At 70.6% G+C, this 14663-nt stretch carries 13 protein-coding genes; 8 read left to right on the forward strand and 5 right to left on the reverse strand.

From position 1 onward, the window contains the following. Positions 1 to 75: 75 nt before the first annotated feature. The 3 genes from G5C65_RS16675 to G5C65_RS16685 all read right to left on the reverse strand — a co-directional run bounded on the left by G5C65_RS16675 (position 76) and on the right by G5C65_RS16685 (position 2977). Positions 76 to 957 carry a DUF4429 domain-containing protein gene (locus G5C65_RS16675; protein WP_165299638.1) on the reverse strand — a complete coding sequence of 294 codons (882 nt, stop codon included), beginning with the start codon at positions 955 to 957 and terminating at the stop codon, positions 76 to 78. Positions 958 to 1004: 47 nt separating this feature from the next. After that, positions 1005 to 2258 (reverse strand): alpha/beta hydrolase, encoded by a 1254-nt coding sequence (locus G5C65_RS16680; RefSeq protein ID WP_165299639.1) that lies wholly within the window; start codon positions 2256 to 2258, stop codon positions 1005 to 1007. A 71-nt stretch (positions 2259 to 2329) separates the two neighbouring features. Then, positions 2330 to 2977 carry a TetR family transcriptional regulator gene (locus G5C65_RS16685; RefSeq protein WP_241265845.1) on the reverse strand — a complete coding sequence of 216 codons (648 nt, stop codon included), beginning with the start codon at positions 2975 to 2977 and terminating at the stop codon, positions 2330 to 2332. Between the two features lie 126 nt (positions 2978 to 3103). Between G5C65_RS16685 and G5C65_RS16690 the strand changes: the two genes are divergently transcribed. Further along, a complete protein-coding gene (locus G5C65_RS16690) occupies positions 3104 to 4720 on the forward strand; it encodes an MFS transporter (protein ID WP_165299641.1) in 1617 nt (538 codons plus the stop codon). Between the two features lie 169 nt (positions 4721 to 4889). Next, on the forward strand, positions 4890 to 5354 hold the full coding sequence (locus G5C65_RS16695) for a peptidase inhibitor family I36 protein (RefSeq protein ID WP_241265846.1): 465 nt from the start codon (positions 4890 to 4892) through the stop codon (positions 5352 to 5354). A 101-nt stretch (positions 5355 to 5455) separates the two neighbouring features. Here G5C65_RS16695 and aceE read toward each other — a convergent pair whose 3' ends face one another. Further along, positions 5456 to 8203, reverse strand: a complete 2748-nt coding sequence (aceE, locus tag G5C65_RS16700; protein ID WP_165299642.1) for a pyruvate dehydrogenase (acetyl-transferring), homodimeric type — start codon at positions 8201 to 8203, stop codon at positions 5456 to 5458. Positions 8204 to 8755: 552 nt separating this feature from the next. Between aceE and G5C65_RS16705 the strand changes: the two genes are divergently transcribed. The 6 genes from G5C65_RS16705 (at position 8756) to G5C65_RS16730 (ending at position 13398) form a co-directional block, all read left to right on the forward strand. Beyond that, on the forward strand, positions 8756 to 9196 hold the full coding sequence (locus tag G5C65_RS16705) for a DUF3052 family protein (RefSeq protein ID WP_165299643.1): 441 nt from the start codon (positions 8756 to 8758) through the stop codon (positions 9194 to 9196). Between the two features lie 124 nt (positions 9197 to 9320). Further along, positions 9321 to 9779: a peroxiredoxin gene (locus G5C65_RS16710; protein ID WP_165299644.1), complete on the forward strand. Its 459-nt coding sequence runs from the start codon at positions 9321 to 9323 to the stop codon at positions 9777 to 9779. A 158-nt stretch (positions 9780 to 9937) separates the two neighbouring features. After that, positions 9938 to 10513 (forward strand): TerD family protein, encoded by a 576-nt coding sequence (locus G5C65_RS16715; RefSeq protein ID WP_165299645.1) that lies wholly within the window; start codon positions 9938 to 9940, stop codon positions 10511 to 10513. A gap of 189 nt (positions 10514 to 10702) precedes the next feature. After that, on the forward strand, positions 10703 to 11281 hold the full coding sequence (locus tag G5C65_RS16720) for a TerD family protein (RefSeq protein ID WP_165299646.1): 579 nt from the start codon (positions 10703 to 10705) through the stop codon (positions 11279 to 11281). 61 nt (positions 11282 to 11342) lie between these two features. Next, complete coding sequence (locus G5C65_RS16725) at positions 11343 to 12503, forward strand: DUF475 domain-containing protein (RefSeq protein ID WP_165299647.1); 1161 nt, start codon at positions 11343 to 11345, stop codon at positions 12501 to 12503. A gap of 136 nt (positions 12504 to 12639) precedes the next feature. Further along, positions 12640 to 13398: a TerD family protein gene (locus G5C65_RS16730; protein ID WP_165299650.1), complete on the forward strand. Its 759-nt coding sequence runs from the start codon at positions 12640 to 12642 to the stop codon at positions 13396 to 13398. Here G5C65_RS16730 and G5C65_RS16735 read toward each other — a convergent pair whose 3' ends face one another. Beyond that, positions 13399 to 14583, reverse strand: coding sequence for a TerD family protein (locus tag G5C65_RS16735; protein ID WP_165299648.1), 1185 nt, complete (start codon positions 14581 to 14583; stop codon positions 13399 to 13401). It lies immediately after the preceding gene. Between the last annotated feature and the right edge of the window lie 80 nt (positions 14584 to 14663).

Here is a 14663-nt window from a genome sequence, read left to right on the forward strand (position 1 = left end):
GGGCGAGGGGGGCTTGGTGGTGGACATCGCGCACTCAGCGTACGGCCCTGACGTGCTCACAGCCCGGCCTCGTGCTCACAGCTCGGCGAGCAGCTCCGCCTTCTTCGCGGTGAACTCGTCGTCCGTCAGCAGCCCGGCCTCGTGCAGTTCACCCAAGTGCCGGATGCGCTCGGCGACATCGGCCGGGTCGGAGCGCTGCTTGCGCGGCGGCGGCGCCACGGCGGCGTGCGGGCGGGTGACCGGCTCCGCGGCCCGGACGGCCTCCAGGACGGACGCGGCGAACGGGAGCGACTCGTACACCGGCCCGTAGCCGAGGCCGAACACCACGGAGGCGGGGTCCTGGTCGGCCTCGCCCGGGGGCTCGACGCCGCGCGGGCGCAGCCGGAGATGGCCGTTGAACACCTCGGGCGAGCGCCATTCGACCTCCTCCAGCTCCCCGACGGGGAAGAACTGGTCCCCGGCCTTCCACTTCGCCGAGGAGGCACCCGTCCAGAACCAGCGGAATGTGACGACACTTCCGTCGAAGGACGCTTTGCCGTCATACGCCTTGAAACTCTGCGGGGCCGACGGAGCGGAGACCATATAGCGCTCGGCGGGCTTGTCCGCGTCCGCGCAGAGCACCGAACGCAACTCCGTGGCGTAGTAGTCGGCGAGGGCCTCGCGCTCCGCCGGAATCACCAGGCGGTAGGGGTCGTTGCCCTCCTTCAGCTGGCCGGCGGCGGCCTCCACCAGCGGGTCGGCGCCCGGGCGCGGGGTCGCGCGCAGGGCCACGGCGCCCCGCTTCCCACCCGGTGTCAGCTCGACACCGCTCAGCGCCTCGTACGGAACGCGCCGCTCTCCGAGCACATGGAAGAGCTTGGGCGTACGGATCCCCCGTTCGAAGCGGATGAGCACGGAGTCCGAGTCGAACTCCCAGGTGGAGTGAATTCCAGCCAGTACGTCACCCATGTGGGCCATCGTATGCGGCGGTCGCCCGTCCGTCCCCCTCTCCTGCGCTACGCGCGTTATTCCGTGGCGCGCGCGCAGCCGGGGTCGGACGAGGCGCAGTCGACGATTCCGTACGAGCCGGTACCAACGGCCGCGAAGTTCGCGAGGCTGCGGGTACGTGGCACAAAGTAGCCGGGGTGCCCCTCGGCGCCCGCAGCCGACAGCCGGCGGGCGCCGAAGCCGTCGGAGACCGGGTCGGCCCCGTGGCCGAGCCCGGCGATGTTCATGTGCGGCACGTCCGCGATCCAGTCGTCGGCGTCCCGCATCGCCCACACGCGCGCGCGGGTGCCGAGGTCCCCGACGCTGTCGGCGCGCATGCCGGGGCTGCCCGCGACGGCGATGTCCGTGACCCGGCGCGGCAGGCTGTCTGCGGCCACGCCGCAGACCACCGAGCCGTAGCTGTGGCAGATGAGCGCGAAGCGCATCCCCGGGTCGTGCGCGGTGGTGGGCAGGCTGCGGACGAGGGCTTCGAGCCGGGCGGCGCCCGCCTCGGCCGGGCCACCGGAGGCCGCCTCCACGCCCAGCCCCGCGGGAGCGGTGTAGTCGGCCCAGGCGATGGTGGCCGTCGGCACCTGCGGCGCGGTGGCGCGCTGCTGCCGCAGCAGGGCCGAGGCCATGCCGACCGGCGCCGAGTACGGCCGCCAGGACCGCTGGAAGGTCAGCAGTTCGGTGTCGACGCCGGGGACGACGACGGACACCCGCCGCGCGCTGCCGAGGTCGCCGAACACCTCAGCGGCCCGGCCGCGGCCGGTGGGGTCGAACGCGAGGATCTGGCGGCCGGGCTGGAGCATCGCCGTGAAGCGCTGCATCCGGCGGGCGGCCTGCCGGCGGCCGTCGTCGGTGAGGCGGTCGTCCACCGTCCGCTTGCGCTCGACGGCGCGCGCGTCCCGCAGGGCCGCGCGGTTGGCCTCGTAGCGCAGCGCCAGCGGAGCGCCGCCCAGGTTGCCCACGACCAGCGGATAGCGGGCGGCCAGACGGTGCCGCTGCGCGGCGCTCAGGGAGTGGAAGTAGCGGGCGATCAGCGAGGGCCGGGCTTCGGGGTCGGGAAGCCGGCGGCCGGCGAAGGTGTCCGTCTGCCAGGCGTGCAGCGCGGCGGCGCGCGGGCCTTCCGCCGGCGCGTGCTTGCGCATGGCGGTCCAGCCGGTGGTCGCCAGCAGGACGAAGACCACCGTCAGCGCGAGCAGCGCGCGCCAGACAGTGGTGCCCGGCGCTCCCGAGGAGGAGAGGCCGGGATCGGACAGCGGATCGCCGAAGGCGGAAAAGTACGTCACTGGGAGTCCAGCCTAGGAGATGGCCGTGAGCCTCCGGGAATCAGCGTGCACCCCGTGAGGCATCTCACGGTTCAGCACGGGGAACGTGTGCTGACGTCCTCCGGCCGCCCGTCCTGGCAGTCCCAGCTCCCACAGAGCGCGGGCTGCAGCTGGTCCAGGTGGGACATGGTGATGCGGCGGGCCGCGGCGGAGGACTCGTGGCCCAGGTGCGCCCAGGCGCGCACCGCGGCGTCCGTGACGCCGACGAAGGCGGCGACCAGCACCCGGGGCCGCGGGTCGCCCTCGGGGTCCAGCCCGCAGCGCCGGGCCAGCTCCTCGGTGAGCAGGTCCTGGTTGGCCTGCGACTGCAGGAGGGCGGCGCCGAGCAGGGCCGGGGTGTTCTGGGTGAGCTCCCACATCCGCATATGGAGCTCGATCGGGAGGATGGCCTCGATCGTGCTCTCCAGGTCGGCCCATGCCTCGTCGAGGGCGCCGCGCAGGGACTCCAGCGGCGCCTCGTCGGACGGGCGCCCGCGGAAGACGTCGAGGAAGTGCGCCAGCATCAGCTGCTGCGGTGCGAGGGCCACTTCCTCCTTGTTGGAGAAGTAGCGGAAGAACGTGCGCTGGGACACCTGGACCGCCGCTGCGATCTGGTCGACCGTCGTGGCGTCGTAGCCCTGCGAGACGAAGAGCTCGTGCGCCGCCCGGATGAGCGCGTCCCTCGTGCGCTGCTTCTTCATTTCGCGCAGACCGGTCAACTCCGATACCTCGCAATGATCGCGCTGGTCAGCTGGGGTGTTCGGGGACATTTACCGACGGGGGATGACGTTTGTCAATTGGCAGACACTGACATTATTGTCACCCGTATGAGTTCCCAGACCGGCACCGTCGCGTCCGGCACGCCGGACCCGTCAGCTCCGCGGAACGGCGGGCAGGCCCCCTCCGGAGGGATCCGCGGACGCCCGTGGCTGACGCTCGTCACCGTCGCCTTCGGGGTCGCGATGGTGGCCCTCGACGGCACCATCGTCGCCATCGCCAACCCCGCCATCCAGAAGGACCTCGGCGCCTCGCTCGCCGACGTCCAGTGGATCACCAACGGCTATCTGCTCGCGCTCGCGGTCTCCCTGATCACGGCGGGCAAGCTGGGTGACCGCTTCGGCCACCGGCAGACCTTCCTCGCGGGGGTCGTCGGCTTCGCGGCGGCGTCCGCCGCGATCGGCTTCGCGGGGAGCGTCCCGCTCATCATCACCTTCCGCGTGCTGCAGGGCATATGCGGCGCCCTGCTGATGCCCGCGGCCCTCGGCCTGCTGAGAGCGTCCTTCCCGGCGGAGCGGCTGAACGCCGCCATCGGCATCTGGGGCGCGGTCATCGGCGCCTCCACGGCCGCGGGGCCGATCGTCGGCGGCCTGCTGGTCGAGCACGTCAACTGGGAGTCGGTGTTCTTCATCAACGTCCCGGTCGGCCTGCTCTCGCTGGCGATGGGGCTGCTGATCCTGCTCCCCGGCCGGGTCGCGGACAGACCGCGCTCGTTCGACTTCCTGGGCATCCTGCTGCTCTCCGGCGCGATGTTCTGCCTCGTGTGGGCCATCATCAAGGCGCCCGACTGGCAGTGGGGCGACGCGAAGACACTGACCTTTCTCGGCGGCGCGCTGATCGCCTTCCTCGGCTTCGGCTTCTGGCAGACCAGGGCCAAGGAGCCGCTGCTGCCGCTGAGCCTGTTCCGCTCCGTGCCGCTGACCGCGGGCACCGTGCTGATGGTGCTGATGGCCTTCGGCTTCATGGGCGGCATCTTCTTCGTGACGTTCTACCTGCAGAACGTGGGCGAGCTCAGCCCTGTCGACAGCGGGCTGCGGCTGCTGCCGCTCACCGCCATGATGATCGTCGCCTCACCGCTCGCGGGTGCCGTGATCACCAGGGTCGGGCCGCGCGTCCCCCTGGTGAGCGCCATGGTGCTGGCCGCCGTCGCGATGTTCGGGATGTCCACGCTGGACGCGGACAGCGGCGTGGCCGTCACCTCGCTGTGGTTCGCGCTGCTGGGCCTCGGCCTCGCCCCGGTGATGGTCGGCGCCACGGAGGTCATCGTCGGCAACGCCCCGCCGCAGCACGCGGGAGTCGCGGGCGGTCTGCAGCAGTCCGCCATGCAGGTCGGCGGCAGCCTCGGTACGGCCGTGCTGGGCGCGGTCATGGCCTCCCGGGTCGGCAGCGTCTTCGCCGGCAACTGGCGGGACGCGCAGCTTCCGCCGCTGAGCCCGGGGCAGGAGGCGGGTCTCAAGGCGTCCGCCGAGGTCGGCCTCGCGCCGCCGCCGCCCAAGGGCACCCCCGAGCAGGCGGCCGAGGCGATGAAGCATGTGGTGCACGACTCCTTCATGTCGGGCATGACCCTGGCCTTCACCTGCGCGGGCATCGTCGCCGCCCTCGCCGCCGGCGTGGCGTTCTTCACCAGCAGAGGCGCCAACGACGCGGGCCCCTCGGTCCACGTGTAGGACGGGTCAACCGCGGTACACAGCTTGGCGGTTGTGGACAACGCCGCCACCTGTCCCGGTGAACCGGGCCGACTTCCCTGTACAGGCGCCGAGGCGGCTGGACATGCTGATTTCACGCCGGGCGGCAGGCGCCCGGCGCGGAACGGGGGAGTGATCCACTGTGAGCAGCATGTCCACCCGCATGTCCACCCGCATGTCCAGGCGCTTGTCCACCCGCTTGTCCTCTCGGGTGTCCGCCGCGCTGGCGCCGCTGGCGGCGGCGGCCCTGGCCGCCACGGTGCTGGGGGTCACGGCCGAGCCGGCCCAGGCCCGGCCCGACCGGGCGGCAGCCGGCGGCGCCGGCGCGGCGCCGAGACTGGGGGAGTGCGGGGCCGGAGAGCTGTGCCTGTGGGAGCGCGGAGGCTTCCGCGGCGCGCGCCATGTCTATGAGCTGAGCCGGATCGACATCGAGAGCTGCGAGCCCCTCCCGGCGGGAGTCACTGCGGCCTCGCTGGCCAACAGGACCGGGCGCCCGGTCACGGTCTACCAGAGCCGGGAGTGCGCGGAGACCGCCGAGTTCCGCACCCACCCCACCGGCTCCTGGACCCCGGAGACGGCCTACCACGGACGGGCGTTCAAGGTATGGGAAAACTGAGCGTCCGCCGGTGCGCCGTGCGCGCCCGCCGGTGGGCCGGAGGGCTGCTCCACCGCACCGGCGGCCGGCGCCCCTGGCGTCCGGCCGCCCCGCGTCGGGCGTCAGGCGTCGCCGCCCGCCGCTCCCGGATCCGCTGCCGCGACGTCCAGCAGCTGGTAGCGGTCGAGGGCCTGCTTCAGCGCCGACCTGTCCACCCTGCCCTCCCTGGCCAGCTCGGTCAGCACACCCAGCACGATCGACTGCGCGTCGATGTGGAAGAAGCGGCGCGCCGCACCCCGGGTGTCCGCGAAGCCGAAGCCGTCCGCGCCCAGCGAGGCGTAGCCGCCCGGCACCCAGCGGGCGATCTGGTCGGGCACGGACCGCATCCAGTCGGAGACGGCCACCTTCGGTCCCTCGGCGTCCTGGAGCTTGCGGGTGACGTAGGGGACGCGCTGCTCCTCCTCCGGGTGCAGCAGGTTGTGCTGCTCCACCGCGACGGCCTCCCGGCGCAGCTCGTTCCAGGAGGTCGCGGACCAGACATCGGCCCGCACGTCCCACTCCTGAGCCAGGATCCGCTGGGCTTCCAGCGCCCAGGGCAGCGCGACGCCGGAGGCGAGGATCTGTGCCCGGTGGGTGCCCTGCTCGCCCGGCTGGTAGCGGTAGAGCCCCTGGAGGATGCCGTCGACGTCGACGTCCTCCGGCTCCGCCGGCTGGTGGATCGGCTCGTTGTAGACGGTGAGGTAGTAGAAGATGTCCTCGCCCTGCGGGTGCTCCGGGCTGGAGCCGTACATCCGGCGCAGGCCGTCCCGCACGATGTGCGCGATCTCGAAGCCGAAGGCCGGGTCGTAGGCCACGGCGGCCGGGTTCGTCGAGGCGAGCAGCTGCGAGTGGCCGTCGGCGTGCTGGAGGCCCTCGCCGGTCAGCGTGGTGCGGCCCGCCGTCGCGCCGAGCACGAAGCCCCGCGACAGCTGGTCGGCCATCTGCCAGAACTGGTCACCGGTCCGCTGGAAGCCGAACATCGAGTAGAAGACGTAGATCGGGATCAGCGGCTCGCCGTGCGTGGCGTAGGCGGATCCGGCGGCGATGGCCGCGGCGGTGCAGCCCGCCTCGGTGATGCCGTCGTGCAGCATCTGCCCGGTGGGCGACTCCTTGTACGCCAGCAGCAGCTCCCGGTCCACGGACTCGTAGACCTGGCCCAGCGGGTTGTAGATCTTCGCCGAGGGGAAGAAGGAGTCCATCCCGAAGGTGCGGTACTCGTCGGGCGCGATCGGCACGAAGCGCTTGCCGATCTCCTTGTCCCGCATCAGGTCCTTCAGCAGCCGGACGAACGCCATGGTGGTGGCGATCTGCTGCTGGCCGGAGCCCTTCTTCACCGCGGCGAAGGCGCGGTCCTCGGGGAGGGGCAGCGGCTTCGACCGGTTGACGCGGGTGGGCACATAGCCGCCGCACTCGCTGCGCCGGTCGTGCATGTACTGGATCTCCTCCGAGTCCCGGCCCGGGTGGTAGTACGGCGGGAGGCCGGACTCCAGCTCCTGGTCGGGGATCGGCAGGTGCAGCCGGTCGCGGAAGCCCTTCAGATCGTCGACCGTCAGCTTCTTCATCTGGTGGGTGGCGTTCCGGCCCTCGAAGTTGGGCCCCAGCGTCCACCCCTTGATGGTCTGCGCCAGGATGACCGTCGGCTGCCCCTTGTGCTCGGCCGCCGCCTTGTACGCCGCGTAGATCTTGCGGTGGTCGTGGCCGCCGCGCCCGAGGTGGAGCAGCTGGTCGTCGGTCATGCCCTCGATCATCGTCCGCAGCCGCTGGTCGCCGCCGAAGAAGTGGTCGCGGATATAGCCGCCGCTCTCGGTCGCGTAGGTCTGGAACTGCCCGTCGGGCGTCGTGTTGAGCTTGTTGACCAGCACGCCGTCCCGGTCCTGGGCCAGCAGCGGGTCCCAGGAGCGGTCCCAGACCAGTTTGATCACATTCCAGCCCGCGCCGCGGAAGTAGGACTCCAGCTCCTGGATGACCTTTCCGTTGCCGCGCACCGGGCCGTCGAGCCGCTGGAGGTTGCAGTTGATGACGAAGGTGAGGTTGTCCAGCCCCTCCCGGGCCGCCAGCGACAGCTGGCCCAGCGACTCCGGCTCGTCCATCTCCCCGTCCCCGAGGAACGCCCATACCCGGGACTTGGAGGTGTCGGCGATGCCGCGGGCCTCCATATAGCGGTTCATCCGCGCCTGGTGGATGGCGCCGATCGGGCCGAGCCCCATCGACACGGTGGGGAACTCCCAGAAGTCCGGCATCGACCGCGGGTGCGGATAGGAGGAGAGGCCGTGCGGCGCCTTGCTCTTCTCCTGGCGGAAGCCGTCGAGCTGGTCCTGGCTCAGCCGGTCCAGCAGATAGGCCCGCGCGTAGATGCCGGGGGAGGCGTGCCCCTGGAAGAAGACCTGGTCACCGCCGTCGCCCTGGTCCTTGCCGCGGAAGAAGTGGTTGAAGCCGACGTCGTAGAGCGAGGCGGAGGAGGCGAAGGTGGCGATATGCCCGCCGACCCCGATCCCGGGGCGCTGTGCGCGGGAGACCATGACGGCCGCGTTCCAGCGGGTCGCGTTGAGGATCTTGCGCTCGATCTCCTCGTTGCCGGGGAAGAACGGCTCGTCCTTGGTCGCGATGGTGTTCACATAGTCCGTGCTGCGCATCTCCGGCACGGCGACGCGCTTCTCGCGGGCGCGCTCTATCAGCCGGAGCATGAGGTAACGCGCCCGTTCCCGTCCGCGCTCGTCGACTGCCGCGTCGAGCGAGTCGAGCCATTCCTGGGTCTCTTCAGGATCGAAGTCCGGGACCTGGCTGGGAAGGCCGCCAATGATGATCGGGTTGCGATCGGATCCGGGAGCCACGCTGTTCCTTCGCTGTTTCGGTCGTGTCGTGCTCTGCGTGTCGGGGCGGCAGCGCACGCCGGTGGATTCGGTGCTGTGCCGGTCTCGGCCGGCGCGGGCGTGGACTGGGTCCCGCGCCGCCTCCATCGTGTACCGCTGCCGCGATTACGTCATCTCTACCGAGAGGTAACCGAGCCCTCCGCCGGGCGGGCCGGGGCCTGGGCGGCACCGCGGCCGGAGGGCCAACCCTACGCTGGCGGGGTGCCCCCGCCGGGACGGCGGCGGGGCCGGAAGTGCTCCGCCGAGGGGCGGCCATGGGCAAACGCACGTTCGGATCCATGGTCCACCTGTATGGCTCCCCCCGTGCACTCGGGGCAAACCCGGCAGATTACAGCGGACTCAATGTGGTGCGAATCACTCTCCATCAGGCATTGTGGGGTGACACGTCAACGTTTGTGCGGGATCGGCGGCGGGGTACTTGCGTGATCCGCCCCGCCCGTGTGGACTACGCCCAATGCCCCACGTGCGCGCGGGGCGCAAGCCATATTGAAGAAACATGACAGGAGGCAATCCGTGAGCGCGACCGCGGACCACGCGGAGGAGCGGACCAACCCCGCCGAGAGGCTGGGTTTCCAGCACGGTCAGGTGGTCCAGGAGATCGGCTACGACGACGATGTCGATCAGGAGCTCCGCGAGTCCATTGAGGCAATCACCGGTCAGGAGCTCGTCGACGAGGACTACGGCGATGTGGCCGATGCCGTGGTGCTGTGGTTCCGCGAGGATGACGGCGATCTGACGGACGCGCTGGTGGACGCCATCACGATGATCGACGACGGCGCCCCGGTCTGGCTGCTGACCCCGAAGACCGGCCGGGACGGCTATGTCGAGCCCAGCGAGATCGGTGAGGCGGCGCAGACGGCGGGTCTGTCGCAGACCAGGACCATGAACGCGGCCAAGGACTGGACCGGCAACCGGCTGGTCACCCCGAAGGCGGCTCGCTCGGGCAAGCGCTGAGCCGACCGCGCCGCCGCCTCCGGTGGACCCGGGATTTCCCCGCGGCCCCCGCCCGGCCCTGACCGGCGGGGGCCGCGCGCATAGGGTGGGACCGACTCTGTCCCGTTCACCGAAGGGAACATCCATGGCGATCGAGGTCGGCACCCAGGCTCCGGAGTTCACGCTCAAGGACCAGCACGGGCAGGCCGTCAGCCTCTCGGACTTCAAGGGCGACAAGAACGTCGTGCTGCTCTTCTACCCCTTCGCGTTCACCGGCGTGTGCACCGGTGAGCTGTGCGCGCTGCGGGACGAGCTGCCGAAGTTCGTCAACGACGAGGTGCAGCTGCTCGCCGTATCCAACGACTCGCCCTTCTCGCTGCGGGTATTCGCGGAGCAGGAGGGGCTGGAGTACCCGCTGCTCTCGGACTTCTGGCCGCACGGCGAGGCGTCCCGGGCCTACGGGGTCTTCGACGAGGAGAAGGGCTGCGCGCTGCGCGGCACCTTCGTCATCGACAAGCAGGGCACGGTGCGGTGGACGGTCGTCAACGGCCTGCCGGACGCCCGTGACCTCAACGAGTACGTGAAGGCGCTCGACGCGCTGTGACCCCTCCGGGGGCAGGGCGTGCGCCAGAAATTCACGTGCGGTACTGCCAGAAGGATGTGGCGGGGGGAACCCCTCACTAGGATCGAGTCGTTGATCCGAAGGCATCCGTAATACGGGGGCACCTGGTGCTCCATACGAACAATTATTCAGGAGGACTCGTGGGAGTCAGCCTCAGCAAGGGCGGCAATGTCTCGCTCACCAAGGAGGCCCCGAACCTGACCGCCGTGATCGTCGGTCTGGGCTGGGACGCCCGTACCACCACAGGGAGCGACTTCGACCTCGACGCGAGCGCCCTGCTGACGAACGCGGAGGGCAAGGTCGGCAGCGACCAGAACTTCGTGTTCTTCAACAACCTCAAGAGCCCCGACGGCTCCGTCGAGCACACCGGTGACAACCTCACCGGTGAGGGCGAGGGCGACGACGAGGTCATCAAGGTGAACCTCGCCGGCGTGCCGGCCGAAGTCGAGAAGGTCGTCTTCCCCGTCTCCATCTACGAGGCGGAGAGCCGCCAGCAGAGCTTCGGCCAGGTCCGCAACGCGTACATCCGCGTGGTGAACCAGGCCGACGGCAACGAGCTCGCGCGCTACGACCTCAGCGAGGACGCCTCGACCGAGACGGCCATGGTCTTCGGCGAGCTGTACCGGAACGGCGCCGAGTGGAAGTTCCGTGCCATCGGCCAGGGCTACGCCTCGGGCCTGCGCGGCATCGCGCAGGACTTCGGCGTGAACGTCTGACGACACCGTCCGACGTCAGGGCCCGCGGTATACGGGCCCGCCGGCACAGCAGATGTCATAGACCGGCAATCACGGGCGCCGCAGACTTCCGTTCCCTGGAGGTGTGCGGCGCCTGGTGGTGTGAGGACACTGGGGGCGCGCCGGGGGTGCACCTCCGACGCCGGAATACCGGGGAGAGGAACGAGAAGAATGAGTGTGACGCTCGCCAAGGGGGGCAATGTCTCCCTCTCGAAGGCCGCGCCGAATCTGACGCAGGTCCAGGTCGGCCTGGGCTGGAAGGCCCGCTCCACCACAGGCGCCGACTTCGACCTGGACGCGAGCGTGCTGCTGTGCGGCTCGGACGGCCGGGTCCTCGGAGACGAGTACTTCGTCTTCTACAACAACCTCAAGAGCCCCGAGGGCTCTGTGGAGCACACCGGCGATGAGCTGGTCGGCGGCAGCGGCGGGGACGACGAGACGGTTCTGGTGGATCTCACGCTCGTGCCCACGCAGGTCGAGAAGGTCGTCTTCCCGGTCTCCATCTATGACGCCGACACCCGTCACCAGACGTTCGGGCAGGTCACCGACGCCTATATCCGGGTGATCAACCAGTCGGACGGCGTGGAGCTCGCCCGCTACGACCTGACCGAGGACGCCTCGTCCGAAACCGCGATGATCTTCGGCGAGCTGTACCGCTATGGCGGCGAGTGGAAGTTCCGCGCCGTCGGTCAGGGGTACGCGTCGGGGCTGCGAGGGATCGCCCTAGACTTCGGCGTCAATGTCGCATAAGCCAGCGTCTCGGCACGGACCTCACCGTCCTGCGTAGACCGGAAACCGGATTGGGAAGCCAGTGGTTCTGAAAACCTTCGGCTGGTCCTTCGGCGTCACCGCCCTGGGACTCGCCTGCGCCGCGTTCTTCTGGGGGTGGGAGGCATTCGCGCTTGTCGCGATCCTCTCGGTCCTGGAGATCTCGCTGTCCTTTGACAACGCGGTTGTCAACGCCGGCGTGCTGAAGAAGATGAATGCCTTCTGGCAGAAGATCTTCCTCACCATCGGCATTCTGATCGCGGTATTCGGCATGCGACTGATCTTCCCGGTCGTCATTGTCGCCATCAGTGCCGGTGTGGGTCCCATCGAGGCGATCGATGTCGCGGTGGACGACCCTGACCGATATGAGAAGCTCGTCACCGATGCCCACCCGGCCATCGCCGCCTTCGGCGGGATGTTCCTGCTGATGATCTTCCTGGACTTTCTGTTCGACGAGCGCGAGCACCGGTGGATCGGCTGGCTGGAGCGCCCGCTCTCGCGGCTGAAGGTGGACGGCCTCTCGATCGGCACCGCGCTGGTCGTCCTGCTGGTGACGGCGATGACGCTGGCCGGCTCGGCGCACCAGTACGGCGGGCACCATGCCGACAAGACGTCCACGGTGCTGCTCTCCGGTGTCGCGGGACTGATCACCTATCTCTTCGTCGCCGGCCTGTCGGGCCACTTCGAGGAGAAGCTGGAGGAGGACGAGGAACGCGAGCACGAGGCGGAGGAGGCCGCCAAGCGCGCGGGCAAGCAGCCGACCGCTGTGGGGCTCGCGGGCAAGGCCGCGTTCTTCATGTTCCTCTATCTGGAGGTGCTGGACGCGTCCTTCTCGTTCGACGGTGTCATCGGCGCGTTCGCCGTCACCAACCACATCTTCTGGATGGCGCTCGGCCTCGGCATCGGCGCGATGTACGTCCGCTCGCTCACCGTCTATCTGGTCCGCCAGGGCACCCTGGACGACTACGTCTATCTGGAGCACGGCGCGCACTACGCCATCGGCGCGCTCGCCGTCATCCTGCTCGTCACGGTGCGCTACGAGATCAACGAGGTGGTCACCGGCCTGGTCGGGGTCTGCCTGATCGCCGCCTCCTTCTGGTCGTCGGTGCGCCGCAACCGCACCATCGGGCCCGACGGCGGCGGGGACGATACGGGGGACGGGGGAGGCCAGGCGAAGGAACGCGAGGTGACGTCCGGAGTGTGACCCTCTGCCCGGCGAGGGATGCTCCCAGCGGGGCGGCTTCCGCACCCGGCGCGGGCCTGGGCCCGCGCCCCGGCCGGAGCCGCCCCGCAGGCTGTTGACGAGCGGCACTGACTGAGCGCGAGAGTGGGGGTGCGTGATGGTCTCCCTGTGGGAGAACTGGCGAAACAGCGCGGGCATGGGGCGGCGCGGGCCCAAGTTCGACACCGTCGGCGGAGCCTCGACATATGCGGTGGAGCTGACCAAGCGCCACCCGGAGCTGTCCTTGACCAAGCAGGACGCCGACACCGGCAGTATGCGGGTCAACCTCTCCTGGCGGATGCGGAGTTCCGACCTGGACGGCAGGCCCCGCCGCAGCGGGTCGCTGCGGCACCCGCTGCGGATGTTCAAGCCGGAGGTGGTGCAGGCGCATACCAAGGGCGTGGTGAACGTCGACCTCGACCTCGCCTGCCTGTATGAGCTGGCGGACGGCAGCAAGGGCGTCGTACAGCCGCTCGGCGGCTTCTACGGCGACATGAACGGGCCGCCGTACGTCAAGCTCACCGGGGACGACCGGTTCGGCTCGGGCTCCGGCGAGACCATCTATGTGAACCTGGACCACAGAAGCGAGATCAAGCGTCTGCTGTTCTTCGTCTACATCTACGACGGCACCCCGGCCTTCGACCGTACGCACGCCCTGGTGTCCCTGGTCCCCAGCAACGGCCCGCGCGTCGAGGTGGGCCTGGACGAGCGGGCGCCGCAGGCGCGGTCCTGCGCGGTGATGCTGCTGGAGAACGTCAAGGGCGAGCTGATCGTGCGCCGCGAGGCGCGGTACGTCTACGGCTTCCAGGCCGAGCTGGACCGGCTCTACGGCTGGGGCCTGCAGTGGGGCCGGGGCTACAAGGAGACCCGGGTCTGATCAGCGGCCCTGGAACTGGCTCTGGAACTGGCTCTGGAACTGCGGGCCCTGCGGCGGCAGGGTGAATGACGGGTCCGGCCGCTGCGGATAGCCGTAGCCGGCCTGCGGATAGCCGTACCCGAGCTGCTGGGCCTGCTGGACCTGCTGGACCGGAGGCGGCTGGTGCGGTGGCGGCGCCTGCGGATAGCCGTACCCCGGCGGCGCCATCGGCGCCGGCCCCTGCGGATGGGTGGCGTACTGGTCCGGCGGGGCGAACGGCGGTGCCGCTGCGGCCGGGACCGCCGTGCCCGCCGGGTCGGGCTGCGGCTGCGGCGGCGCGGGCGGTTCGGGCGTGGGCGGCGGCGGTGGTACGGGACCGGGGTCGGGCATCGGCTCGGGCCCCGGTCCGGGGCCGGGCCCCGGACCGGGCTGCGGGTGCGGCTCGGGCACCGGCTCCGGCTCGGGGAAGTCGGGCTCGGAGGGCGGCCGGGGCACCGTGCCGGCGGGCCCGCTCAGCGGGTAGTCGAAGTCGTCGCCGCCGGCGGTGTCCGGGCCCGGCACATGGACGACCGTCGCGTCCGGGTCGGCACCGGCGGGGGCGCCGCCGGGCTGGGGCTGCCGGCCGGGCTCGCTCTCGTCGACCGTGATGCCGAACTCCGTGGCGAGGCCGACCAGCCCCGTGTCGTACCCCTGCCCCAGTGCGCGGAACTTCCAGCCGTCCCCGCGGCGGTACAGCTCGCCGCAGACCATCGCCGTCTCGGAGCCGGTCTCCGGCTCGATGTCGAACCGGGCCAGCGGCGCCCCGGCCTGCTCGCCGCCCGCGCCGCCCGTGCCGCCTGCGCCGCTCGTGCCGTCGTGCAGCAGCAGCCGCAGCCCGGGGACGCCGGCGAAGGTCCCGCCGTCCGCCGAGGCCGCCAGCAGCACGCGGTCGACCGAGGCGTCGAGCGCGGTCAGATCCGCCTCGACGGTGTCCCGCAGGCCCTCGGCCTCCCGGCGCTTGGCGAGGTGCCGGACCAGGCCCGAGGGGTGCCGGGGCTGGTTGTAGAAGACGAAGTCGTCGTCCGACCGCACCTGCCCGTCCGCGCCGAGCAGCAGAGCCGAGGCATCGACGTCCGGCACCTGGGTGCCCGGCGTCCAGCAGAGCACGGCGCGCACTGCCGGGACCTCCAGCTGGATGTTCGATCCCTTCGTCATCGCGTGGGTCATGGACTCATCCTGCCCTCCGTCCGCGGGCCCCGACAACGCGGGGCGGTCCGGTCGGGGAGGGGGGCTGTCTCTTATACACA

The organism is Streptomyces boncukensis (assembly GCF_011045075.1).
Classification (GTDB): Bacteria; Actinomycetota; Actinomycetes; order Streptomycetales; family Streptomycetaceae; genus Streptomyces; species Streptomyces boncukensis.

Bases quoted from the DNA above. Each gene is read 5' to 3' on its own strand.
- G5C65_RS16675 (WP_165299638.1), bottom strand. From the start codon at position 957: ATGGCCCACATGGGTGACGTACTGGCTGGAATTCACTCCACCTGGGAG.
- G5C65_RS16685 (WP_241265845.1), bottom strand. From the start codon at position 2,977: ATGAAGAAGCAGCGCACGAGGGACGCGCTCATCCGGGCGGCGCACGAG.
- G5C65_RS16690 (WP_165299641.1), top strand. From the start codon at position 3,104: ATGAGTTCCCAGACCGGCACCGTCGCGTCCGGCACGCCGGACCCGTCA.
- G5C65_RS16695 (WP_241265846.1), top strand. From the start codon at position 4,890: ATGTCCACCCGCATGTCCACCCGCATGTCCAGGCGCTTGTCCACCCGC.
- G5C65_RS16710 (WP_165299644.1), top strand. From the start codon at position 9,321: ATGGCGATCGAGGTCGGCACCCAGGCTCCGGAGTTCACGCTCAAGGAC.
- G5C65_RS16720 (WP_165299646.1), top strand. From the start codon at position 10,703: ATGAGTGTGACGCTCGCCAAGGGGGGCAATGTCTCCCTCTCGAAGGCC.
- G5C65_RS16730 (WP_165299650.1), top strand. From the start codon at position 12,640: ATGGTCTCCCTGTGGGAGAACTGGCGAAACAGCGCGGGCATGGGGCGG.
- G5C65_RS16735 (WP_165299648.1), bottom strand. From the start codon at position 14,583: ATGACCCACGCGATGACGAAGGGATCGAACATCCAGCTGGAGGTCCCG.